The 23,575-nt window shown below is 48.4% G+C and carries 22 protein-coding genes; 4 read left to right on the forward strand and 18 right to left on the reverse strand.

The genetic code is table 11. From position 1 onward, the window contains the following. Positions 1-90: 90 nt before the first annotated feature. From ACQ5BJ_RS22125 to ACQ5BJ_RS22185, 13 genes are all read right to left on the reverse strand, one after another. Entirely contained in the window at positions 91-1,755 is a 1,665-nt protein-coding gene (locus ACQ5BJ_RS22125) for a class I adenylate-forming enzyme family protein (RefSeq protein ID WP_430112391.1), read from the reverse strand. Then, a complete protein-coding gene (locus ACQ5BJ_RS22130) occupies positions 1,724-2,905 on the reverse strand; it encodes an acetyl-CoA C-acetyltransferase (RefSeq protein WP_430112393.1) in 1,182 nt (393 codons plus the stop codon). The genes ACQ5BJ_RS22125 and ACQ5BJ_RS22130 overlap by 32 nt, the downstream gene beginning before the upstream one ends. Positions 2,906-3,212: 307 nt before the next feature. Then, positions 3,213-5,192, reverse strand: a complete 1,980-nt coding sequence (locus tag ACQ5BJ_RS22135) for a methyl-accepting chemotaxis protein (protein WP_005551119.1) — start codon at positions 5,190-5,192, stop codon at positions 3,213-3,215. Positions 5,193-5,439: 247 nt separating this feature from the next. After that, on the reverse strand, positions 5,440-7,089 hold the full coding sequence (locus tag ACQ5BJ_RS22140) for a putative polysaccharide biosynthesis protein (protein WP_430112395.1): 1,650 nt from the start codon (positions 7,087-7,089) through the stop codon (positions 5,440-5,442). Between the two features lie 143 nt (positions 7,090-7,232). Next, positions 7,233-7,718: a DUF456 domain-containing protein gene (locus ACQ5BJ_RS22145; protein ID WP_005551121.1), complete on the reverse strand. Its 486-nt coding sequence runs from the start codon at positions 7,716-7,718 to the stop codon at positions 7,233-7,235. 45 nt (positions 7,719-7,763) lie between these two features. Next, positions 7,764-8,498 (reverse strand): Cof-type HAD-IIB family hydrolase, encoded by a 735-nt coding sequence (locus tag ACQ5BJ_RS22150; protein WP_430112397.1) that lies wholly within the window; start codon positions 8,496-8,498, stop codon positions 7,764-7,766. A 252-nt stretch (positions 8,499-8,750) separates the two neighbouring features. Continuing rightward, the gene (locus ACQ5BJ_RS22155) at positions 8,751-9,635 is read right to left on the reverse strand and encodes a metal ABC transporter permease (RefSeq protein ID WP_430112399.1); all 885 of its coding nucleotides are present in this window, start codon (positions 9,633-9,635) and stop codon (positions 8,751-8,753) included. Further along, complete coding sequence (locus tag ACQ5BJ_RS22160) at positions 9,632-10,585, reverse strand: metal ABC transporter permease (RefSeq protein WP_289354791.1); 954 nt, start codon at positions 10,583-10,585, stop codon at positions 9,632-9,634. The genes ACQ5BJ_RS22155 and ACQ5BJ_RS22160 overlap by 4 nt, the downstream gene beginning before the upstream one ends. A gap of 5 nt (positions 10,586-10,590) precedes the next feature. Continuing rightward, positions 10,591-11,361 (reverse strand): metal ABC transporter ATP-binding protein, encoded by a 771-nt coding sequence (locus tag ACQ5BJ_RS22165; protein ID WP_005551128.1) that lies wholly within the window; start codon positions 11,359-11,361, stop codon positions 10,591-10,593. A gap of 48 nt (positions 11,362-11,409) precedes the next feature. Next, complete coding sequence (locus tag ACQ5BJ_RS22170) at positions 11,410-12,408, reverse strand: metal ABC transporter solute-binding protein, Zn/Mn family (protein WP_430112401.1); 999 nt, start codon at positions 12,406-12,408, stop codon at positions 11,410-11,412. Between the two features lie 282 nt (positions 12,409-12,690). Continuing rightward, complete coding sequence (locus tag ACQ5BJ_RS22175; RefSeq protein ID WP_163979446.1) at positions 12,691-14,787, reverse strand: peptidoglycan D,D-transpeptidase FtsI family protein; 2,097 nt, start codon at positions 14,785-14,787, stop codon at positions 12,691-12,693. A gap of 108 nt (positions 14,788-14,895) precedes the next feature. Next, the gene (locus tag ACQ5BJ_RS22180; RefSeq protein WP_430112448.1) at positions 14,896-16,074 is read right to left on the reverse strand and encodes a transglutaminase domain-containing protein; all 1,179 of its coding nucleotides are present in this window, start codon (positions 16,072-16,074) and stop codon (positions 14,896-14,898) included. After that, the gene (locus tag ACQ5BJ_RS22185) at positions 16,071-16,511 is read right to left on the reverse strand and encodes a hypothetical protein (RefSeq protein ID WP_040736937.1); all 441 of its coding nucleotides are present in this window, start codon (positions 16,509-16,511) and stop codon (positions 16,071-16,073) included. The genes ACQ5BJ_RS22180 and ACQ5BJ_RS22185 overlap by 4 nt, the downstream gene beginning before the upstream one ends. 147 nt (positions 16,512-16,658) lie before the next feature. Here ACQ5BJ_RS22185 and ACQ5BJ_RS22190 point away from each other — a divergent pair, with 147 nt between their 5' ends. Together ACQ5BJ_RS22190 and ACQ5BJ_RS22195 are read left to right on the forward strand one after the other, a co-directional pair. Continuing rightward, complete coding sequence (locus tag ACQ5BJ_RS22190; protein WP_005551135.1) at positions 16,659-17,837, forward strand: MFS transporter; 1,179 nt, start codon at positions 16,659-16,661, stop codon at positions 17,835-17,837. Positions 17,838-18,301: 464 nt separating this feature from the next. Further along, positions 18,302-18,652 (forward strand): toprim domain-containing protein, encoded by a 351-nt coding sequence (locus ACQ5BJ_RS22195; protein WP_430112450.1) that lies wholly within the window; start codon positions 18,302-18,304, stop codon positions 18,650-18,652. A gap of 5 nt (positions 18,653-18,657) precedes the next feature. Here ACQ5BJ_RS22195 and ACQ5BJ_RS22200 read toward each other — a convergent pair whose 3' ends face one another. From ACQ5BJ_RS22200 to ACQ5BJ_RS22210, 3 genes are all read right to left on the reverse strand, one after another. Then, on the reverse strand, positions 18,658-19,257 hold the full coding sequence (locus ACQ5BJ_RS22200; RefSeq protein ID WP_005551138.1) for an SCO family protein: 600 nt from the start codon (positions 19,255-19,257) through the stop codon (positions 18,658-18,660). 64 nt (positions 19,258-19,321) lie between these two features. Next, positions 19,322-20,254, reverse strand: coding sequence for a heme o synthase (gene cyoE, locus ACQ5BJ_RS22205; RefSeq protein WP_005551139.1), 933 nt, complete (start codon positions 20,252-20,254; stop codon positions 19,322-19,324). Positions 20,255-20,410: 156 nt separating this feature from the next. Beyond that, positions 20,411-20,701 (reverse strand): hypothetical protein, encoded by a 291-nt coding sequence (locus ACQ5BJ_RS22210; RefSeq protein ID WP_005551141.1) that lies wholly within the window; start codon positions 20,699-20,701, stop codon positions 20,411-20,413. A 114-nt stretch (positions 20,702-20,815) separates the two neighbouring features. Between ACQ5BJ_RS22210 and ACQ5BJ_RS22215 the strand changes: the two genes are divergently transcribed. Continuing rightward, the gene (locus tag ACQ5BJ_RS22215) at positions 20,816-21,799 is read left to right on the forward strand and encodes a metal-dependent hydrolase (protein WP_005551142.1); all 984 of its coding nucleotides are present in this window, start codon (positions 20,816-20,818) and stop codon (positions 21,797-21,799) included. A 172-nt stretch (positions 21,800-21,971) separates the two neighbouring features. Here the strand turns inward: ACQ5BJ_RS22215 and ACQ5BJ_RS22220 are convergent, their stop codons facing one another. Beyond that, positions 21,972-22,190: an alpha/beta-type small acid-soluble spore protein gene (locus tag ACQ5BJ_RS22220; protein WP_005551143.1), complete on the reverse strand. Its 219-nt coding sequence runs from the start codon at positions 22,188-22,190 to the stop codon at positions 21,972-21,974. Between the two features lie 120 nt (positions 22,191-22,310). On the opposite strand from ACQ5BJ_RS22220, the gene ACQ5BJ_RS22225 reads away from it, so the two are divergent. Continuing rightward, a complete protein-coding gene (locus ACQ5BJ_RS22225; RefSeq protein ID WP_005551144.1) occupies positions 22,311-22,511 on the forward strand; it encodes a DUF5325 family protein in 201 nt (66 codons plus the stop codon). A 28-nt stretch (positions 22,512-22,539) separates the two neighbouring features. Here ACQ5BJ_RS22225 and trpS read toward each other — a convergent pair whose 3' ends face one another. Next, a complete protein-coding gene (gene trpS / locus ACQ5BJ_RS22230; protein WP_430112406.1) occupies positions 22,540-23,526 on the reverse strand; it encodes a tryptophan--tRNA ligase in 987 nt (328 codons plus the stop codon). Positions 23,527-23,575: the final 49 nt, after the last annotated feature.

Genomic DNA, 23,575 nt, shown 5'->3' on the forward strand with positions numbered 1-23,575 from the left:
TTCCTCCATTTTCCAATGTTGTCCTGACTATTGTATCATAGTTGCATTCGCTTCAAGCATTTTTACAAAAAAATGAGCGGCTGACCTCGGTCAACCGCCAAACCATACCTTCATTTCCTTTTTGTCAAGCTTGCCAACCACCGTCTTCGGGAGCTCTTCCGCGAGAACGAATCGCTTAGGCACCTTATATTTTCCAATTCTCGCTAGACAGAATTGCTTGAGCTCTTCCTCCGTCAATTGCGCAGCTTCTCCCGTACCGACCGCAGCCACGACAACCTCGCCCCATTTCGGATCTGCGATCCCAAGCACCGCAGCCTCCAGCACCTTCGGGTGACTTTCGAGAATCTGTTCTACTTCAAGCGGATACACATTCTCGCCTCCAGTAATAATCATGTCTTTATTTCTGCCCACAATATAGTAATAGCCTTCCTCATCCCTTCGGGCCAGATCCCCAGTCAAGAACCAGCCATCCCGCATCGCTGCCTCTGTAGCTTGGGGATTGTTCCAGTAATGAGAGAACAAGTGACCACCCCGGAGTGCAAGCTCACCCACTTGCCCCTTTTCCAGCACATAGCCGCCATTGTCTATAATTCGGGCTTCTCCAAGCAGCATCGGCATTCCGACCGATCCCGGCTTTGCCCGCGCTGCTCCCGGTTCTATGACGAAATTGTTCGGGCCAGTTTCTGTCGCGCCATATCCTTCTTTGAAGGGCAACCCTCTGGCATGGAATGCTTCATACACCGGGAGCGGACATGGAGCTCCGCCAGAAAGGAAGGTGCGCATATTCGGGAACGTCTCATTTTGAAAAGAGTCGCATTGGACAAGTAGATGATACATCGTCGGTACCATCAACACGATCGTACAGCGCTCTTCTCGGAGGAGCCGAACCATATCATTCGCTTGAAAGCTTCGTACAAGCACAACCGTCCCCCCAGCCATAAGCATAGGGAGAGTCAGCGCATTAATCCCTCCTGTATGGAACATGGGCAGGATGGTTGCCGTGACGTCCAATTCGTTCAATTGCCAGCTGATCACGGTATTCGCCGCATTCCAAAATACAGAGCCATGTGAGAGGACAACCCCCTTTGGCTTCCCCGTTGTCCCTCCGGTATAGATCATGAGCCACGGATCGGCAAGGCGGATCGCGGCCTGCGCAATTGCCTCGCCAGGCTGTACATGCTCAACTGTTGAGACTCCGACGGCAATCTCTGCCGCAGCTTCATCCATAGTCTTGTCCCCTGCATTTACACGCTGCTCGTAACTAACGTCGGACTGTGCATACAACGGAATCGATACATCCAAACGTTCAATTGTATCCCCCTGAATAGCTTCAGAAATGACAGCAAGCGAAGGATCAGTTCCGTCATAGAGCAGCACCTTGGGAGAGCAATCGCGTACAATTTCATTAAGCTCTGATTCGGCAAGCCTCCAGTTCATCGGAACGGCAATCGATCCAAGCAGCCGGCAGGCAAGCAGTGCATCCACCATTTCCACTTGATTCAGCAGCAGCACAGCGACGCGATCTTCTGCACCGACACCATGATGCTGAAGGACAAGAGCCAGCCGCCTTGCGCGAAGGGCAAGCTCCCGATACGTGCACCGCTCCCCCGTATGAACATCTACAACTGCGATTTTATTCGGCGTCTTCTCACATCGATGCTCGAACCAGTATGCGGCGCTGTCTCCTTGTTCAAGGAATCGCCCGAGAACTTGACGTTCATGTTCAGCCCCGTTCGACGATGACTGCGACACCATGACCGCCTCCTACGCAGAGCGCAGCCGCGCCGTATTTCACATTTCTCCGTTCCATCTCATGAAGCAGGCTCACGAGCACTCTTGTTCCACTGGCGCCGATCGGATGGCCGAGAGCAATCGCCCCGCCGTTCACATTGAGGTTCTCTGTATCAATGCTCAGCTCCTCGGCAACAGCCAGCACCTGTGATGCAAAAGCCTCGTTAATCTCGAACAGTTCAATGTCCTGCATGCGAAGTCCCGCCTTCGCAACTGCCTTTTTCAGAGCCGAGACAGGCCCCAACCCCATCCATTCCGGCTCCACGCCAACTGCAGCGTAGCCGCGAACAATAGCAAGCGGGGACAGGTTCCGCTTCACACCTGCTTCTGAGCTGCACAATACAACTGCCGCGGCCCCATCATTGATGCCTGATGAATTGCCTGCCGTAACTGTTCCATTCGCGATGAATGCGGGCTTCAGCTTACTTAACGCCTCAAGTGTCAGCCCATGGCGAGGGTGTTCATCTGTGTCCACTATCCGGTACGTTCCCTTGCGTTCAGGCACACGAACATGAACCAGTTCCGCCTCGAATTTCCCTGCACGCATTGCAGCTTCTGCACGCTGTTGGCTGCGCAGCGCATAGTCATCCTGCATGTCGCGCGTAATCTGATAGCGCTCAGCAAGCCGCTCCGCTGTAACGCCCATCGGCTGCTTTAAGAAAGCACAGGTCAGCCCATCATGCAGCACGGTATCCAATAGCTCGCCATGCCCATACTTATATCCCTGTCGCGCTTGCTTCAGAATGTAAGGGGACTGCGTCATATTTTCCATGCCGCCGGCTACAACGATGTCCGCATCTCCTGTCCGGATATTCTGCACGCCGAGCATGACTGTCTGTAAGCCGGAGCCGCAGACAAGGTTCACCCCTGCGGCAGGCGCATGAATCGGGATACCTGCCTGCAACGCAGCTTGACGTGCTCCATTCTGCCCAACGCCAGATTGCAGCACCTGTCCCATCCACACTTGATCCACCTGTTCCCCCGCTACGCCAGCGCGACTGCAAGCTTCTTGAATCGCAATGGTTCCCAATTCCACTGCGGTAACCTCTCGATAACTCCCTTGAAACGATCCAATCGGGGTGCGCGCTGCACCCGCTATCCACACCTCATTCATCTGTTCCACCCCACGTTCAGGACTTGGATTGACGCTTGCTAGAGCAGGTCAACAACATATTCACAACTCAGAATTACATGCCATTAGTCATTAGACCGTGCATGAAACCTGATTTTGGATCGTGCACCCGCAAGCCTGTATATCCACCATTTCCAGTAAACGCGATAGCAGTTACAAATCAGTTGCATGGAACAGATTTCCCATTCGAAATAACAAAAAGCACCTGACTCGCAAAAGCGAGTCAGGTGCCGTATCAATGCAGTATTTCATTCTCGTTCCAATTATCAGGGGATCCCCATATCAACAGTTATGCCTTGAATCTAGCAGCAAGCTGCTGCAAATCATCGGCAATCGTAGCAAGATGGTTGGCGTACGAAGCCATTTCCTGCATGGCTGCATTTTGCTGCTCGCCCGCCGTCGCTACATTTTCCATCTCAAGCAGCGTCGTATTTGTCATTTCACTTGCTTCATCGAACGAAGACACTATTGTGCCATTAGCTTGAGCAAGCTGTGTGCTCATTTGAGCAATATGAGTTAACTGAACGTTCATTTCATCGACTGCTGCGAACATATCGGCAAAGCTGCTCGTCACTGTCTTCGTGACCTGCTGACCTTCCTCTACGGAAGCTGAACCGTTCTGCATCGCAGACCATACTGCTTCAGAACGCTCATGCACATGCTGAATCATGCCTGTAATTTGTCCTGCAGCCTCATTGGTCTGCTCTGCCAGCTTGCGGACTTCGTCAGCTACTACCGCGAAGCCCCGTCCGTGTTCGCCCGCATGCGCAGCCTCAATGGCTGCATTCAAGGCAAGCAGCTTTGTTTGCGCGGACAATTCTTGAATGAATACGACAATGCGGCGAATATGCTGCGATTGCTCCATTAGCTGTTCTGTCTCATTTTTAGCCAGCTCTGTATGCTCCGTGATGGCATTCATTTGCGAGCGTACATTGCTCAATGCCTGCTCGCCTCGCACTGCCCATTCACTCATATCATTAGCAGCCTCGGAGGACAGACTTACCAGCTCAACAACTTCCTTCAGTTGTCTTCCTGATTGGTGGGCATCGGATCGTACTACCTTCAGTCTATCATTCAATAGTGACGATTGGGCTGACACCTCTTGATAAGAAGCTGCAACCTGCTGCAGGGAAGCTACATTTTCCTCTGTATTAGCAGAAAGCTCCTCAGCAGAAGCGGCAACTGTCTCGGATACTTCGCGAATACGCAGCAAGACATCGGTCAAAGACTGCGCCATTCGATTGAAGTTTTTCTCCAAACTGCCAATCTCATCACTGCGATTCGATTCTTTAATCCGCTCTGTAAAGTCGCCTGCTGCAATTCGTTCCGTCAATTGCTGTACACGTACAACTGGACGAATTATGCTCGTTACAAATCGCCATAAAAATAATCCCATTAAAGCAATAAGCACCGCAAGGAAAATCGAAGCGATGAGAAAAATGTTATTCGCTTGACTGTTAATTTCCGACAATGCGACAACAGATACGATGTTTAATCCCATTTTGTTCCGTTTATCGTAGCTGACGAACTCATTGCGGCCAGCCGCATTCGACTTATAAGAACCGTGGTCGTTTGCCGTTACCAATTCACCATATGTTGCCTCATCCAGAACCGTTCCCTGCTTGTATACCGGATGCGTTACGACCTGATTATCCTTGTCGACAAGGCTGATATAACCGCTTTTTCCTACTTTGTATCTCTCTACGGCCTTGTTAATCCGATCGATTGCCACATCAATGGCAACAACCCCGTTCTTCTGTGGGAGCTCCTGAGCGAACGTAACGACCAAATCATTCGTTATCGCATCGCGATACGGCTTTGTTACAATGACTTTGCCGCCGTTATTCATTGCCTGCTGATACCAGCCCCGCTTCTTCGCATCAATCGTCTCATCACTGTCATTAGAACTGTGTATGTATTGATTATTTACGAAGACATATGCCGCATAGATATTGTCAATATCTTTGGCAGTATCCAGCATCCGCTCACGAATCCAGTCCTTCTGTTGCGACTTCTTGCTAATGCTTTCAGCCAGGCTGTTCACCGTATAGGCATTCGAATCATACATATCATCCAACATGCCGACAATTGATTCGGTAGCCTCATTCACTTGATTGTAGAACATGTCCTTCGTATTGCTAGCTGCCGTTCCTGTTAGGATAATAATAAGAATGATCGTCGGAACGACAATAAATAGTGCAAGCAAGCATATTATCTTTTTGTGCAAGGAACGTTGTATTCCTGCAGTCCATTGAAAAGTCCTCTTCATGCTGACTCTCCTTTACCGATTCTCGTTGGCAAAATACGTTTGGTATATCGGTATAAAACGGTAAAAGATTAATACATTGTTACAAAATCAGCGCATGGTAATTCACACCAAACTTCTTTTGGCTTAAAATAGCAGGGTTTGCAGTCTCGTGAACAAAGCCAAATATAAAAAAGCCCATTGGGAGCGATGTACAAAATATGCACATTCCTCCCAATGGGCTTATCATGCTTTTATAAATGAATATGGACTATCCTCGTTCTCCCTGCAATCTCATTAATGGTCGTAGTACCTTTTGAACCGCACGCGGATACCCAGACAATTCATCATGTCGAATTACACGGAAGGCAACTAACCCAATTACAAATAAGGCCACGACCACGACAGCTACGATTCCAGCGGTGAACATAAAGGCCAGCTTAGCCGGCAATATGCTTACCAACTGCTCTCCCAGCCATTCGCAGGCATACCCGACTCCACCTGACAGCACAATTGTTAGCAGGAAGCCTATCCAGCTATTGCCCAGCACGGAAAACGGAACAACCTTTTTCATGACACGAAGATTGAGCCACGTAATGAGCAGGAAGCTTAATGCAGTTCCCCCAATAATTCCGTAAATGCCGAAGAAATGAACAAGCGAGAAGCTGGCAATAAGCTTGATAATAATACCTAATGTTACACTGATCATGGCGATATAAGGTTTGCCAAGACCAATTAGAATCGAGCTTGACGTCATCATCGTTATCTGGAAAATCGTGCCGAGCGTTAATGCCGCGATAATTCCTGCGCCGTCCAACGTACTGAACAGGAAGCCGTTCACGGAGTATGCCGCTACCGATAATGCCAATACGATCGGCATGCCGCTCAATACAGAAATTCGCATCGCCAGAGTTGTCTGCCGCTTCAAGTGAACCATATCCCGCTTTGCGAAAGCCGCGGAAATAACCGGGATGAGCGACGTGCTTAACGCTATCGCCAGTATTGGCGGAATGCCAGCGATCGATTGTGCGCGCTGACCCAGGATACCATACAGATGCTTCGCCTCATCTAATCCTACTTCTGGATTCAGCAATGGGATCGTTATAGAAGTATCAATAAAGTTAACAGCCGGCACGGCAAGCGATGATAATACAATCGGTACGGACATGGCAAAAATGGAACGGAAAATATCAGTAAGCGGTACTTTCTTCGCACCTCTGCGCCGCGCGCGCACGCCCGCTTCGCGATCTGCCTGCCGCAGCTTGCGCAAGTAATACAGCATAATGATGAAGGCACCAATGCTTCCCAATACTCCGCCGAAGGAAGCTCCAGCTGCGATCCAATCTTGGGTCTGCCCCGTACTCATCAATATATAAGCAAGGCCAATCGCCGTAAAGACACGCAAAATCTGTTCTACAATTTGCGATACACCGCTTGCCTGCATCATATTGCGTCCTTGTGTATAGCCGCGCATCATGGCAATGACCGGGAACAGCAGCAGCGCTGGGGCCAGTGCGCGAATAGCAAGTGCGGCTTCCGGCAATTGAATCATGTCCGCATACACGCCTGCAAACGCGATGAGCAGCAAGGTTGTGATCACACCAGATATGAGACCGAACAGCAGTGCAGCATAATAGACCCGCTCTGCTTCGCGCACCTTGTTCAGCGCATAGCGTTCGGATACCATCTTACTTAATGTGCTCGGGATACCCGCTGTCGCTATTGCAAGTATCATCAAATAGACTGTCTGTGAGGCAGCAAAAGAGGCGTTACCCACAGAACCGAGCATATGCTCAAGCGGAACGCGCTGGAATAGCCCTAAGACGCGAGCGACGAGGGTAGCCGCTGCAATAATGAGCGTTCCTTTAATAAATGATTCCTTTGCCAAACGTTTCCCTTCTTTCTGTATGCTAGCCCGCATCCTTATCAGTCCGAACATACTTCATTCATTTCTATTCATCGTGGCAGCTGCCACTATACCTTCACCATAAAGAAGGAAAAAGCTGCTCCATAAGACAAGCCCTGTCTCATTCAGACAGCAGCCGTCTTATGGAACTTTTACTATTAGAACACAAACAACCAGAGGAAGAACAGGACAATCATCACGATTTGCAGCGCAAATTTGACGACAATACTTGTAAATAGACCGACAACCGCCCCGATGGCTGATTTTGTCGATCTTTCCATACTCGCTCCTGTTATGATCTCTCCGATGAACGCGCCTAAGAGAGGCCCGAGAATAAGACCGAACGCCGGAATGACGAATGGGCCAATGATGACCCCTATCGTACTTCCGATGATCGATGCTCTTGAGCCTCCGAACCGCTTGACGCCCCAAGCATTGACAACGTAGTCGGCAATAAACAGCACGGCTACAATCAGCGTCTGAATCGTCCAGAACCAGAATCCGAATGGTTCAAAGCTAATGCATAGTCCATACACAAAGAATGCTGCATAAATTGCCAGCGCACCAGGCAAAATCGGATAAATTGCCCCTGCCATCCCGACAAGGAACAACACAATCACACTAATCCAACCAAAAATAACCATCCGTTCCACCACCTTGCACGAGGATAACCGCTCGTGAACAACCTTTTACAGCAAATACTCTTTAATCACTTGAGCAACACCATGCTCGTTGTTCGTTCGTACGACGACATCCGCAGATTGCTTTACTTCGTCCTGCGCATTTCCCATTGCTACACCAAGCCCAGCGGCTTGAATTGCCGCCATATCATTCAAGCTATCCCCTACAGCAACCGCTTGGGATATGTCGCAGCCTATAAGCTCGCATACTGTCTGTATCCCTGTCGCCTTATTAACGCCGGCAGGGTTAATCTCAATATTATGCGGCGAGGAATTCGTCAATTCCAAGCCTCCCATGGCACGCAGCTCGCGCCAGAGTATTTCGCGCACATGATCGTCTTTTGTAAAGTAACCGAACTTGAGCCATTCCTCCGCTTCAATATCCGCTCCCCAATTCTCCTTGTTGTACAGCCGTTCCGTCGAATATGCCCAGAACCAGACATCATGCTCTTTAGACATCGCGTACATGCGCTTGATGGCTTCGCGATCCAAAAGATGGCGCAAGTGCAATTCGCGAGGATTTTTCCACACTTCACTTCCATTCACTGTGATCATGGGAGAATCCAATCCCAGTTCTGTCGCATAAGGAAGTGCGTTAACGAACGCACGGCCAGTGGAGAACATAACCGTTATTCCCGCGTCGCAAGCACTGCGAATTGCATCGGAATTTTCCTTCGAAATTCGCTGATCATCATCCAATACCGTTCCATCCATATCGAGAGCCAATAGTTTATATTTAGTCATCTCATCCGTCACTCCTGTCCCTGATGCGTCTGCTTCAGACGAGTTGTGATTCGTTATTTGTCGAAGCTTGTAACACTAATGTCATTCATTGTCATGCACAAAATTTGCATAACGACATTGTATCATACGGAGGCATTTACAACAAAGAATTCCTTTCCTTCACCTGTGTCGATTCAGGCACTCTTTTTCTTGCGAATATAACAAAAACACCCCCATCTCCGAATTCAGGAGCAAGGGGGTGTCTACAGGCAGCTACATTGCCGTCATCTCAGCTATGCGGCGGCGCTTCAGCAGTCGAGCAAGCATGCCGTGAGACGGGGACAACACAAAGGCAAGCACGAACAATGCACCAGCCACCGTTACCATCATCCCTGCAATTGAGGCATCCAACAAGGAGGACAAATAGTATCCCGCAATTGCGCATATAATCCCAATCGCCACACTGTACATAATCATGAGACTCAGGCGCTCTGTCAGCAAGTAGGCCGTAGAAGCCGGGACGATAAGCATGCCGACGACAAGGATAGCACCCACACTTTCAAATGAAGCCACCGTCGTCATGGACACGAGCCCCATCAGTAAATAGTGGAACAGCGCGACCGGAATGCCGCAGGCAATGGCCATCGCCGGATCGAAAGCACATATTTTGAATTGCTTATAGAACAGCCCGATAACGAGCAAAATCACAAGCAGTGTAAAGCCGAGTATCCACACTGCCTTTGGCACAATGTCAATGCCGAACAAAGTCATCGTATTCCAATGAACATACGCAATTTCACCAAAAAGGACACAATCCAAATCCAGATCCACATTGCGTGCATTCAAACTTACGAGCACCACTCCAACCGCGAACAATGCGGTAAACACCACACCGATCGATGCATCGGATTGGACACCGTTATGCTGGAACAGCTGAATAAGAAATACAGTTAGTAATCCTACTGCGGATGCGCCAAGCAGCATGATGAATGAGTCACGCGAGCCGCTCATTATGAATGCAATGACGATGCCCGGGAGAACCGAATGACTAATTGCATCCCCAATCATCGACATTTTGCGAAGTACAAGGAAGCAGCCCAATATGCCGCAAGTTGCAGCCACTAGCGCTCCGGTTAGTATAATCCATAGGTCTGTCACAGAGACGCCTCCTTTCGCAATCGAGGTTCCGTCTCCTCCAGACGGATTCGCTCCTCCATCCGAATCGTTTGATGATTGCGGATTCGACGAATCCATTTCGCAAGCACACCGCGGCGCGGTGCGATTATTACCGAGCAGCAGAAAACAAAGGTAGCAGCCAATACACTGAGCGGGCCAGTAGGCAAATTGCTCGTCGTCGTACTAACTAGCGTACCGATAATACCACTGACCGCTCCAAACAACCCGCTTAGCAGTACCATCAATCCGAGCCGATCTGTCCAATAGCGCGCAGATACCGCAGGCGTAATCAACAGTGCCGCAACAAGCACAACGCCAACCGCCTGAATGCCAACAACGACAGCAATTACGGTAAATAACATGAGCAGCTGCTCCAGTACGCCGACCGGAAACCCAAGCCCGCGCGCAAATCCTGGATCGAAGCTAAGCAGCTTGAACTCTTTAAACAACAGGCTGCATGCAACAATGATTAACACCGACACACCCGCCATTGTGTACACATCACTTTGTATCATAGAGGCCGCTTGTCCAAAAAGGAACTTGTCGAGTCCGCTTTGGTTCCCATAGCTGGAATGCTGAATTTGCGTCAGCAATACAATGCCTACACCGAAGAACACCGACAGCATGATGCCCATTGCCGCATCCGCTTTAATGCGCGTATAGCGCGTCACAACCGAAATCCCCGCTGTCGCCAGCATCCCGGACAAAAAAGCGCCGAAGAAGAATAATGGCAGTGACTTGACCCCTGTCAGCATAAAAGCAATACATATGCCCGGAAGGGCAGCATGGGCGAGTGTATCTCCAACCAAGCTCTGCTTCCGCAAGTAAGCGAAGCTGCCGACGATGCCGCTCATCAGACCGAGCAGCAAACAGCCAACGAGTATCCATTGCGTATTCGGATCGCGCAGTATATCCCAAGATATTCCGAACATTGTACTCACCTCGATCCTACCATGACGGCGCCCGCATTTTGATCCAGCACGGTAAGTCTGCCGCCATAGGTTTGCTGCAGCATGCTTGTGTTAAATATTTTCGCTGTTTCTCCACATGCAACCAATTCCACATTCAGCAGCATCACCCAGTCGAAATATTCCTTCACCGTTGCCAAGTCGTGATGAACAACGAGAACGGTTTTTCCCTGACGCTTCAATTCATTTAATAACGTAATGATTGCCTTCTCCGTCATCGCATCCACACCGACAAACGGCTCATCCATAAAGTATAAATCCGCATTTTGGGCAAGCGCCCTTGCTAAAAATACACGCTGCTGTTGACCGCCGGACAACTGGCTAATTTGCCGATCCGCAAAGTCCGCCATCCCTACCTTTGCTAAACAATCCAGCGCGATCGCCTTCTCCTTCGCCCCCGGACGCTTGAACCATCCTAAGTGACCGTAGCGGCCCATCATTACGACATCAAGTGCATTCGTCGGAAAGTCCCAATCCACAGATTCACGCTGTGGGACATAGCCTACCCGTTTGCGGCTTTCCGAATAAGGTTTGCCGAATATGCTCACCTCTCCGCTAACTCTAGGAATCAGACCGAGGACGGATTTGATAAGTGTCGATTTTCCTGCACCGTTCGGTCCAATAATACCAATCAAATTGCCCTCCGGTATCGTAAAGCTCACATTGCGTAAAACTGGCTTCTTCTGATAGGCCACAGTCAAGCCGCTCACGCGAAGCGGCGAGTTCCCCTTCTCTTTCATTCTTATTCGCTCCTCTCCTGCTGCGTTATCCAATTGAAGTTATGTACATTACTTCAGCGCATCCACAATCGTGTTGACGTTAAAGCGAACCATGCCAATATAAGTACCCTCTTCTGTTCCAGGCTCGCCCATTGCATCCGAGAACAATTCGCCGCCAATGGCGACATCATGTCCCTTTTTCTTCGCTCCTTCAATGACCGCTTCAATCGCCTTCTTCGGCACGCTGGATTCAATAAATACGGCCTTAATCTTATTGTCTATCAGATAATCGCGAAGATCGGATACATCCTTACTTCCATACTCAGATGCTGTACTAATTCCTTGAAGCCCCATAACCTTCATACCGTATGCCTTGCCAAAATATCCAAACGCGTCATGTGCAGTAACGAGCACACGGCTGCCTTCCGGAATTTCTGCTATCCGCTTGTGCACATACGCATCAAGCTCCTGCAGCTTGTTTACGTACGCCTCTGCCCGCTGCTTATATGCTTCAGCATGTGCTGCATCGTATTCAACTAGCGTGTCACGGATGACCTCGGTCGCCTTGATCCAATTTTGTACGTTGAACCAAATATGCGGGTCATGCGATTGAGCTAATGTCGGATCCGCCAGCAGCTCAGTTTCTGGAATCGTTTTGGAGACAGGAACCGTCGTCTTGCTGCCGCTCATTTTCTCCAAAATATCGACCATCTTGCCTTCCAAATGCAAGCCATTGTAGAATACGATATCCGCATCATCTAGCTTCTTAATGTCCCCTTGCGATGCCTTGTATAAATGAGGATCAACCCCTGGTCCCATCAGACCAATCACATCAACGCGCTCACCGCCCACTTCCTTCACTGCATCGGCGATCATTCCAATTGTAGTCGTTACCTGAATCGACTGATTTGTATCCTGCTTATTTACATCTTCCTTCTTGCCTTCGCTTGTACTGCTGCACGCAGCCAGACCTAAAGCGACGCTCAAAAACAATATGGTCATCACCAATCGCTTTAACGCCGAGTTCATTTTGAATTTTCCATTCGGTCTTACCACTGTCTTCGCCATCTTTTGTCCCTCCCATATGATAACCTGCCACTTTTTGTAATGATTACGTTTATCAATGATCATGTTTAATATACACAAATATGTTTCCTCAATGCAACTATTTTTGTATAAAAAAAATTCTTTCCCCAAATAATCATTTTTGCAAAAAGAAAAGACTTTTCCTTATCGTATGCAGTGTATGCCTCCATCGGTGACACCATGTACGATATGAAAAAGTCTTAAAAAAAGGTTCAATACGTTCGGACTTCTAGCTTTTGTCCAAACGCATGAACCCCATTTCGTTTATTGATTATTTCCGCTCTCATCCGTAGACTCATTAGCTGCATTATGATTCTTCGGCTTCGGCGTTCCAGTCAAACCGTATACTTCATCGTACGCATCGAACATAGCACGCGCGATCGGCGCTGCTCCGTAGGAGCCGTATCCACCTTCCGGCACGACAACAGCAACCGCAAGCTTCGGCTTATCTGCCGGCGCATACGCGATGAACACCGCATTTTCCAATGTTTTGCCCGCTATACTTTGCTGCGACGTACCTGTCTTTCTGTAAAACGGGTAAGGGAAACCATCGAAGCCATGAACGTTAACCTTGGACATCCCTTCTTCGACAACGCGCCAGTTCGTATCGTCGAACTTTGTTTCGTTCAACACTTCACGTCCGAAGGTTTTTACTACCTTGCCATCGCCATCCGTAATTTTGCTTACGAATTGCGGCTTAATGCGCTGGCCATGGTTCGCTAAGGTAGCAGCATATTGAGCAAGCTGCAAGGTTGTATACTTCCCTTGCTGTCCAAAGGAGGCATATACGAGTGCGGACTGTGCGTTATTGCGCTCCGCCTCCACCAGATAGTCCTTCAATCCGGCGGATTCACCAGGCATACCGCTTTCCGTCTTCACGCCGAGTCCGAAGGCATCCATATATTTATCCCATAACTCTAATCCATTCCGGTCAGAAAGGGAAAATAGCTTTTTACCGATCATATCGACCATAAAGGCGTTGGAGGATACCTTAAGGGCCTTAGCAGCATCCATATAACCGTAAGAAGTTCGACTCGAGTTCCATACCTTCGTCTCATAACCTCGGCGACCGAACTCCCCGTAGCCCTTATCATAGTATTCTGTCCATGGGCCAAACAGGTTTTCCTTCAGACCAATGAGAACGGACAATGGCTTCATTGTAGAACCCAGGTATACAAGTGACGTAGGATGGCGTCCGCGCTCCTTGTCATCATTGTATGGTCCATAAACCTCGCGAATAGCTCCGTTACCCATGAAATACTGAATCTTTTCATAGTCCTCACTGCTAATTTGACCGTTCCGCCATACGTTCGGATCATAATCCGGCATACTAGCGATCGATACAATATTACCTGTGTCCACTTCCATCGCCACCGCATAGCCAGTGCGTGCATTTGGTGCATACTCGGTACGGTTTGAGGAATTGCGAATCTTCTCCAGCGTTTTAACGATGGACTCTTCTGTTGCCTTTTGAATGTCGCGATGAACCGTTAGATGTATATTATTGCCGCGTTCCGGCTTCGTCAGCTGCATCGGCCCGATAATACGGCCCGCCACGTTGACCGGGAACTTCTTCACCCCGTTTAAACCGCGCAGCTCGTTCTGATACATCAATTCGATGCCATCGACACCAACATCCTCGTACTCCAGATATTCCTTTTCTGTAGGAAGTTTTTCCTGATTCTCGTACTGTTCCTTATAGAACGGCATCCGCTCGCGAACGCCCTTGAACTTCTTCAAGTAACCGACCGTCTGCACGGCTATTGTATCCTTATCATAGTTGCGGACACTATCCTCGACGATGTCGATTCCTTTGAATTGCGCCTTATGCTCTAAGAAGTAGGCGACTTCTTCCTTCGTCAAACCCGTCTTGATCAGTCGAGGAACGAAGACAAAGTTCATTCGTCCACCCAAGTCCATTCGTTTTAAGATTTCCTCTGCCGTTAATGGCTTATCCTGCGGACTGCCCAGCTTTTTGAAAATCTCCTCAAGATCCTTTGCAAGCTGTTCTACTTCAGTACGGTTCTTCTTCTGCTCATCCGTCATGTTCTTGCTCGGATCCCCATAATTCTTAACCACATTGAAGTAGAGCGATTGTGATGCAGTGGAATAGGCAAGTCGCGTATTCGAAGCATCATATATGGTTCCCCGAAGCGGCGGTATCGCGGTTTCCCGAAATCCCAACTGAGACTCCTTCTCCTTCAGGGCGGGGCCTTCAACGAACTGCAAAATAGCCAACCTTACAATAAGCACGGTAAATATTAAAAACGTAATAAAAAAGAATAAGTTCAACCGAAACGAAAAGGTACGTCGGTTCTGTACTTCCCGCTTCTGCGGATCATCCGCATGTGGATGACTCAATGCCAATCATCCTTTCTTGCTAACTTTTGCTGTACAATCTCATTTATTTTACCATACTAATTTGCCTATATTCAAAGGCTCTGCAGCTTCAATTTATATCGCAATGAATTATCTTATCGTCAAAGGCTTATCGGGAATGTGAGTGGCATCGAATTTAGGAGGATTGAACCAATCTCCTGATGATGCCCATGTCGCATCGAGCGGTATCCATTTTTTCTTTTCACTCAACCACACCTCATTCCAGGCATGTGGACCGTAGCCGCCATTTCCGTTATATCCGAGACCGGTAACTACCTTGACTTGGAGACCTGACGAGCGAGCCATAACCGCATATAGACGCGCATAATCGATGCATACGCCCTGCTTGGTTGCAAAGGTATCCTCTGGCGTCTGCTCCTTCCATATTCGCTTCGTCTCATACTGCTTGGCCTTGTCCCAGTCGTACTGAACCCGGGAACCAACCCAATCATACAAGCGCCGGGCCTTCTCTTCATCCGAGTCAGCTCCCGCTGTCACTTGACGCGCAGCCTGCTTCACATCAGAAGAAATCTGATTATCAATCACTTCATATCGGCGCTGCAGCAGTTCGCCCAGCTCCTGCCCCATTTGAGAAGTGAACACAGGCAGGCTCTCTGTAATCAACGAACCAGCAAGCGGCTCGATCACTTGGTTCGCCACTGTCCGATAAGCGGAAGAGGATTGAATGATGTCACTGGCCTTCGTAGCCGGCTGCAGCGCAACATAGACGAACAAAACCATAATGATAATAAAGGCACGTACGCCGCCAATTAAAGCGCCAATGGCACCTCCCGTTAACCAATTGGCCACGCGGCTTATTGCCAACATGACACCAGAGCGAGAAGATGAGCTGCCTTCCTCTTGCACAGAACCAGAAGTCCCATCCCATAACACTGCCATGAGCCAACCTATAAGTCCTCGGACAACCATGTAGACAATACCAAACAAGATCGCAAATCGCAGAAGTGCGAAGTCCCTTATCCCTGTTACTAACGTATAATAAATTCGCTCCCACCAAGCCAATTCATGGGAGGGGATTTCAATACTCCATTCTATGAATTGACGCTGTACAATAGGCGACAGCCACATTGCTGCTGCGAAAGATACCATGAGCGAAACAATTGTGCAGACCGACTGAGCAACAAATAGAAAGAGGTGACGCATGGACCCCGAAGCGCCTCTCGCCACCCCTTGAACTGCGGATAGAAGCACGACCGCAAGCAGCACCAGCGTTATCGCGTTCCATTCCCATTGCAATCCGGTACTCATTTGTTCTGCTTCGCTTCCTTCACGAACTGGCGAATCGTTTCGTTCATGCTCCACTCTCCTAGAGAGACTCCATTGAACGACAGCTTCACCTTATCACTATTGGGTGTTCCTGTAAGCTCCAAATTCGGCGACTTTACCGTATAAGTACCATCCTCATTGCTCTTGAACGTCGCCTTCTTCGCTTCTTCCATCATGGAGGTGAGCGCTTGATCCTTCAGCTTTTGCACCGTTTCATCCTTCACAGTTGTTACTGCGTTATTCACATCATCCCACGTAATTCCGCTGTATACAGCAACAGCAGCGACAATCACGACAACAAGCGCCCATTTGATCATCGTTTTCACGAAGCTAACAATTACGAGCAGTACGATGAGTGCAATAAGGAAAACAAGCCAATTTTGCTTAATAAATTCAAACCACATTTCGAGTTGACTCACTTCTTCGATCACCCTTTCCAAAGCGTATTATACATCATTCCCATATGATGTAACAGTCAGACCCGCCAGCATCATCAGCCAAATTCGGGTACTAAGTTCGTCCGATATGACGTACAAGTATACCATAGCGATCTGGAGGTGACTGGCTTGCGTTCTGTCTTTTGGCTCTACTTGTTTTTATTCGTTGCGTTTTTTGATTTGCATGCGCAATACCCGATTCTGACCCCATTTGCAATTTCGCTTGGTGCCGCTCCATCCTTCATCGGGTTAATGATGGGCATGTATTCATTCACCCATCTTCCTGGCAACGTCATGGCCGGTTATGGCGTCGACCGCTTTGGCAGCCGTATCTTCATCGTGTTCAGTCTCATTGGAGCCGGAATCATCCTCATGTTGCAGGCTCATGTCGTCAATCCGTGGCAACTGCTGATTCTGCGCTCGATTAGCGGATTTGTACTCGCGTTCCTCTCCCCTGCCTGCTTATCCTTGCTTGCACGCATGGCACGCGATCATGTTCATCAAAGCAAGCTAATGGCTGGCAACGGGCTTGTTCATACACTTGCCTCTGTGGTATCTCCTGCCGCTGGTGCTTATCTCGTGTCCAAGATTGGCTTCGTCATGGCATTCCAAGCACTGGGGATTGGCCTTATTCTTGTAGGAGCAATGGCATGGCTGTTTATTCGGGATGTACAGGAGAACTCCTTCTCTAAGACGACAACACCAAGCGTCCCTACGTCAACAATAGCCCCATCACCTGCTATTCCATGGCGCTTTTACTTTATGCCGCTTGCCATCGCCTGTTCGCAGGGCATTTTATTTTTCGAACTGCCATTTATGACTGACGCACTTACCTCCATTATGAAGACAGGCGTACTATTCTCGGCTGTCAGCCTCGGTGCGCTGCTTACGTTAAGCATGCTGTTCTTGAATCAATACTCGGCTTATATGCGCACATGGATCGGCTCCTTTTCATTAGCGCTTCTGTTCTTCGTCCTTGCGGTGCACTGGCCTGTTCCTCTTCTTGTCACCTTATTTCTGATCGGCATGACGAAAGGAATTATTTTACCCGCTTTGTCTGCACACCTCCTGCTGTTGAGTGGCGGTGCTAGATATGGAAGGATCTTTTCCATCTTATCGATTGCTTCTTCCATCGGATCCTTCATTGGACCTATGGTTGCCGGTCAGCTTCGCGGTCATGTATCCCCTTATTTCATAGCCTTTCTCGTGCTCATGCTGGCTGTAACGCTGCTACCTCCAGGCAAGCAAACAACTATTGGCAAGCCTATCCATAGCAGCCGACCGCCAACAACACGTCCAACTATATAACGAATCGAGTAAATGGAGCGCTTCACCCTCATACAGCATTCGCCCATATTCTCATATATGGGTGAATGCACAGAACAGGATTGTTCCGCTAACATACAATGATTATGAGAAATGACTACCGACGAAAGCGGGTGAATCAAGATGGGTAATTATGTTGAGCCTTACGGTGGCCCAGGGCTGAGATTCAGTTCATGCTTCTGGACAGCAACCACCGTAATTCTCGCCCTATTCATCCTGCTCGTCATCATTTTGCGTGCTCCTCTGCTGTAACCCCCTATCTCGCTCTCTCCTTATACGGCTTGCCTACGGGCAAGCCAATTTTGTTATGCGGCATTCCTCATGGCACTGCAACGGATTTCATCTTTCGTGGTACACTACTGTTAGCCCGAAATCATCCGGCTGATCTTTTCCTTTATCAGACTCGGATATTTTCCGTACCGCTTTATGGAAAGAAGGTGAACACGATGGAAATCGCCCTCATCGTTGAAGGCAAAAACGACCGCAGCCGCCTACGCAGGCTGTTGGCTAACGAGGTGGACATCATGTGTACATTTGGAACACTGAATACCGAACGAACGGAGAAGCTGCGAATGCAGGTTGGGGATAAGTCCGTATACTTATTTATGGATAATGACTCCTCCGGGAAACGCATTCGTGCTGTGCTTCGAGAAACATTTCCTGATGCAGAGCATCTATATACGCGCCGAGGTTATGCAGGGGTAGAAGGGACACCTGATGATTATTTGATTCAGCAATTAGAAAAAGCGGGATTAGACGAATACATCGTGTATCCGGATCTCCCCCCGCTTAGCTAACCAAATTACTTAATTAAATTCATAACATCTTCTGCAATCACTTCAGGCGTTGTTCGCTCACGATCATTTGCATTGTACGCTTTGCGAATGTTGCCCTTCTGATCGACAAGTGTGATGACATTCAAATGCGTGAAGTTACCGTCCTGATCCTTCATAACCGCAGAGTCCAACGCTGGCATCATGTTCGCTACGTCCGCTTCTTGACCACGAAGGAAGTACCAGCCTGAGTAGTCAGCGTTGAATTTCTGCGACCATTTCTTAATTGCATCCATCGTATCTCGCTCCGGATCAAATGAAATGGATACAATGCTTGCGTCTTTACCAAACACGCCTTTGTCCTTCAGCAAAGTCTGGACTTCGGACAGCATGAACGTTGTCGGTGGACAGACGTCCGGACAATTCGTGAAATAGAAATAGAAGAGCCTAACCTTTCCGTTCGTACTATCAAGACTTACTGTGCTTCCATCCACATTTTGCATTGAAAAATCCGGTGCCTTTTTGAAATCTTCACGCGGCCAATATAACCATGCGGCAATGACCGCAAATACCACAACCAATGACATTAAGAAGATTTGCAAAGAATATTTCTTCGCCCATTGAGACATCGTCTGTTCCTCCCGGTATGCTCCCATATTGGTCAGGCTGAATTCAAATTTATGAAGTTCGTGATCAAGCTTTCCCCATTGTATCCAAGACAAGAATGAACAAGTGCAGCAACAGCCAATTAATGGAGAATAAGAAATTTCGTTTCGCCCAAGCTTCATCGTCCTTCGCCTTGAAGCCTGAGATGCAGATGTACAACCAAACTAGATTGAGAATTGTTCCTAACGCACTGTAAATCCAGCTAACATATCCATACGCATAGAACAACCAAGTAACGGGTAGCAGAAGTGCCACATATGGGATCATCTGCTTCTTTGTTCGCTCAATTCCTTTGACTACCGGCAGCAAAGGATAGCCTGCAGCTCGATACTCTTCTACCCGGCGTATACCAAGCGCCCAGAAGTGAGGCGGCTGCCACAAAAATAGGATGAGGAACAGCAGTATTGCCCCGATATCCACTTGACCGGTCACTGACGTGTAGCCCATAACAGGAGGCATTGCTCCTGAAATCGCACCCACGGAAGTGCTCCACGTAGATGTCCGCTTCAGCCACAATGTATAAATAACTACATACACAAACATGCCGAGAACGCCAAACCAGCCTGTCAACGGATTCGTCAGCAGGAACAAGACGGATAGACCCGCAATGCCGAGAATAATGGCATACCAGAGTACAACATTTGGCTTCAAGCGTCCTGTCGGAAGCGAGCGGTTGCGCGTTCGCTCCATTTTCATATCGAAGTCTCGATCAAAATAGTTGTTGAACACGCATGAGGATGACATGGTGAGTGCCGTACCAACCATCATCCACAGCAAGGTCACCCATGGAATATCCCACTTGGCGGCCACCCAAAAACCTGCGAACGCAGCCATAAGATTAGAGCGAATAATGCCCGGCTTTGTTAACTGAACAAACTCTTTCCATAAATCCACCCGCATCGGTTCTGGCGACAACGGAACGGAATCGGAAGAAGCCTGATAAGTATATTGTTTATCCAAAATGACCTTATCCTCCTTGTGTAGTACAAACCAAAGCAGAAACGAAGTGTTTCCGCTGTAATTTTCATCATATCAAAAACGTCCAATTGCTGACAATGTATTGCAGCATCGTTCATCATTTTGACAATCTATTGGATCTTCCTCACATTCGAGTAATTATCCTTGCGACGAAATAGATGCAAACTCCCATATATGCAGCTTAGACTTGCCGCCAGGAATACATGCTGTAATCGCATCCCATTCGCTGGAATCCTCCAGTCGAATCCGTTTCAGACGCTTATAATCTTCGGGCGTTGTATTCATCCACTGCTCCACAAAAACGTTCGGTTGATCAGTCCCTTCATATAATACAACTTGTGGAAACTGTTTCAGACGCTCCGTAATTTGCTCTAGATATTGTGCTCGTTGATCCGGATCAACTCGATACTCGACGAATATAATGTTCATTGTTGAATTCCCCCTTGTTTATTAGGTTGCCCCCACTGCATTTACTTGTAAATTGAATTCATGAGTCATATTCTGGTACATAATTGCTCACAATACAAGAGGGTGATTACGAATATGGATACAAGCACACACGCTGTCATTGGATTAGGGCTTGCCGGACTTTCTCATATTGATCCAGCCGTCATGACCCATCCGGCTACGGCTACAGCCGTTTTTTTCGGCGTTCTCCTTGGGTCGCAGGCTCCAGATGCAGATGTAGCGCTCAAGTTAAAGAACAATACTGCCTATATCCGTCAGCATCGAGGCATTTCGCATTCAATTCCAATGATGCCGATATGGGCGCTGCTAATCTCAGGACTTACTACTTGGTTGAGCAAAGGTGCCCTGTTCTGGCATGTGCTGCTGTGGACAGCGCTGGCCGTAGTCATACACGTCGCTACTGACCTGTGCAATGCTTATGGCACTCAGGCTGCTTGGCCCATTACAGACAAGTGGCTGTCCTTTGACTTCATCTCCCTGTTTGATCCAATCATTTTTTCCTCCCACCTCGTTGCTGTTGCCTTGTGGGGGCTAGGTATCGCATCGCCAAGAATTGTGTTTCCCGTTCTGTATGCGCTGCTCGTTGTATATTTCATATGGAGGGCCTCAGTGCACAAGAAGTTGAAGGATCAAATGCTTCTCTTCGATGAAGAATACGTCCCTTCTCAAACGTACACACTCATTCCAACTGTATCCCTTTCCAGATGGAATGTGGTCAAGCCGCTGCCAGAGGGCACATTTCGAATCGGGAATTGGAATCACAACCGACTCCATTGGACGGAGACAGCCTACTGTGATCAGCACCCTGCGGTAGAGGCATCAAAAGAGCATCCTGCTGTCCAGGCACTGCTCTATATTTCAAAATATGCTTGTGCGACAGTAGAGCCAACGGGCTATGGGTATGCCGTCCGCTGGGCTGACGTCAGGTATAGGCATCGCAAGCAGTTTCCTCTTGTAGCAGTTGTCATGATGAACGCCAAGTATGAGACGCTTGATTATTTTGTCGGGTGGTTGAACAAATCCCATACCGGCAAGCGGTTTGGATTGGAGTACGAGTAAAATAAAGTTTTTGGTAAATCAATGTGAGGTGCAGAGTGCTCTGTGTAGACAGAAGGCTATGCACTTTCTTTTTGTACTTGTGTTTTACGATTCCGATGTTTTCAATTGTTCGCAAATAATAAAAGGCTACCCCGCACGCGCGCAGGGTAGCCAAATCATTAGTGCATTTCGATTAGCGGGAACCACCGGAAAGCGATTGTTGTGCCATTTGCACCAAACGCTTCGTCATGTATCCCCCGATAGAGCCAGTGTCACGGGAAGTGTAGTTCCCGTAGTAGCCGTCTTGTGGAATTGGAACACCCAATTCCTGAGCAATTTCGAATTTCATTTGCTGCAATGCAGCAGTAGCTTGAGGAACAACCAAGTTGTTGGAGCCAGAACGATTAGACATAGGTGAATCTCCTTTCGCAATTAGGCGCTTCTAGTTGTGCAAGCTTGCAAACTTATTTTATCCGGCCTTCAAAATGTTATACTTATCTGTAACATTATTTTGCGAAAAGGAGTCATCCCTATGAACAAATGGTTATCTCTATGGTTCGCCTGCTCGTCAATCGCACTGCTAATCGCAACAGCCATATCCATCAGCCACAGTGTCTGGCTTGCTCTCCTCTTTACTGCGCTAGCCATCATCAATATGGGATTAGGCTTCATTGTAAAGGCTAAGCTTCGTCGTCGAGGAGCCGCTCAACAAGAGCGTACAGCAAACCAGTAAGGCTTCAAGGCCGTTAGTCCGTTCACATTTACTGCGGGAGAACAAAGCCCATCCGGCGCTTCACTTCCGTCAAAGTCTGCTCTGCCGCTTCACGTGCTCGCTCAGCACCACGACGCAGCGCCTCGTGATGTTCACCTGTGCGTCTTACCTCATGATAGCGGGCTTGAAGCGGCTCGATGAGCGCAGCTACATGCTCTGCCAAGTCTTTCTTGAAAGGACCGTACATTTGCCCTTCGTACTTCGCTTCAATTTCTGCAATAGACATACCAGCAGCGTGAGCATAAATGCTCATCAAGTTGCTGATTTCCGGCTTATTCGCAGGATCGTACTTCACAAGCGCTTCAGAGTCCGTCTTCGCACGGCTGATCTTCTTGCGAATGACAGCTGGATCATCTAGCAAGGCAATAAAGCTTCCAGGGTTAGGATTGCTTTTGCTCATTTTCTTGGAGGCATCATCCAATGACATAATACGCGCCCCTACTTCTGGAATATAGGGTTCAGGCACCGTCAGGAACTCGCCGAAACGCCCATTGAACCGGGCAGCCAAATCTCGTGTAAGTTCCAAATGCTGCTTTTGATCATCGCCAACAGGAACAAGGTCAGCTTGATATAACAAAATATCTGCAGCCATCAATGCCGGATATACGAATAATCCCGTACCTACTGACAGCTTGCCTTCCGACTTATCCTTAAATTGCGTCATTCGCTCCAGCTCACCCATATAGGAGAGTGTCGTCATCAACCATCCAAGCTCTGCATGCTGATGAACATGAGATTGCAGGAAGATGTTCGATTTGTTTGGATCCAGGCCAGCTGCAATATACAAGGCAGCGACAGCCTCTGTCTGCTCCCGCAGTTTTTCCGGCTCCTGTGGAACAGTTATCGCATGCAGGTCTACAACCATAAAGAAACATTCATGCTCATGCTGCAGCTTCACAAAATTTTGGATTGCTCCAATGTAGTTACCGAGTGTCAGTTGACCGCTTGGCTGAATACCCGAGAGTACGCGTTTCATCACGCAACACTTCCTTTTCTACAAAATATCATTCTTCCTAGAACGCAAA

The organism is Paenibacillus sp. B1-35 (assembly GCF_050474385.1).
Classification (GTDB): Bacteria; Bacillota; Bacilli; order Paenibacillales; family Paenibacillaceae; genus Paenibacillus_B; species Paenibacillus_B alvei.

Excerpts from the sequence above, each read along its gene's own strand:
- ACQ5BJ_RS22170 (WP_430112401.1), bottom strand. The coding sequence starts at position 12,408 with ATGGCGAAGACAGTGGTAAGACCGAATGGAAAATTCAAAATGAACTCG.
- ACQ5BJ_RS22140 (WP_430112395.1), bottom strand. The coding sequence starts at position 7,089 with ATGCGGGCTAGCATACAGAAAGAAGGGAAACGTTTGGCAAAGGAATCA.
- ACQ5BJ_RS22150 (WP_430112397.1), bottom strand. The coding sequence starts at position 8,498 with ATGACTAAATATAAACTATTGGCTCTCGATATGGATGGAACGGTATTG.
- ACQ5BJ_RS22215 (WP_005551142.1), top strand. The coding sequence starts at position 20,816 with ATGGATACAAGCACACACGCTGTCATTGGATTAGGGCTTGCCGGACTT.
- ACQ5BJ_RS22220 (WP_005551143.1), bottom strand. The coding sequence starts at position 22,190 with ATGTCTAATCGTTCTGGCTCCAACAACTTGGTTGTTCCTCAAGCTACT.
- ACQ5BJ_RS22210 (WP_005551141.1), bottom strand. The coding sequence starts at position 20,701 with ATGAACATTATATTCGTCGAGTATCGAGTTGATCCGGATCAACGAGCA.
- ACQ5BJ_RS22125 (WP_430112391.1), bottom strand. The coding sequence starts at position 1,755 with ATGGTGTCGCAGTCATCGTCGAACGGGGCTGAACATGAACGTCAAGTT.
- ACQ5BJ_RS22165 (WP_005551128.1), bottom strand. The coding sequence starts at position 11,361 with ATGAAAGAGAAGGGGAACTCGCCGCTTCGCGTGAGCGGCTTGACTGTG.
- ACQ5BJ_RS22130 (WP_430112393.1), bottom strand. The coding sequence starts at position 2,905 with ATGAATGAGGTGTGGATAGCGGGTGCAGCGCGCACCCCGATTGGATCG.
- ACQ5BJ_RS22145 (WP_005551121.1), bottom strand. The coding sequence starts at position 7,718 with ATGGTTATTTTTGGTTGGATTAGTGTGATTGTGTTGTTCCTTGTCGGG.
- trpS (WP_430112406.1), bottom strand. The coding sequence starts at position 23,526 with ATGAAACGCGTACTCTCGGGTATTCAGCCAAGCGGTCAACTGACACTC.
- ACQ5BJ_RS22225 (WP_005551144.1), top strand. The coding sequence starts at position 22,311 with ATGAACAAATGGTTATCTCTATGGTTCGCCTGCTCGTCAATCGCACTG.
- ACQ5BJ_RS22160 (WP_289354791.1), bottom strand. The coding sequence starts at position 10,585 with ATGTTCGGAATATCTTGGGATATACTGCGCGATCCGAATACGCAATGG.
- ACQ5BJ_RS22180 (WP_430112448.1), bottom strand. The coding sequence starts at position 16,074 with ATGAGTACCGGATTGCAATGGGAATGGAACGCGATAACGCTGGTGCTG.
- ACQ5BJ_RS22195 (WP_430112450.1), top strand. The coding sequence starts at position 18,302 with ATGGAAATCGCCCTCATCGTTGAAGGCAAAAACGACCGCAGCCGCCTA.
- ACQ5BJ_RS22200 (WP_005551138.1), bottom strand. The coding sequence starts at position 19,257 with ATGTCTCAATGGGCGAAGAAATATTCTTTGCAAATCTTCTTAATGTCA.
- ACQ5BJ_RS22135 (WP_005551119.1), bottom strand. The coding sequence starts at position 5,192 with ATGAAGAGGACTTTTCAATGGACTGCAGGAATACAACGTTCCTTGCAC.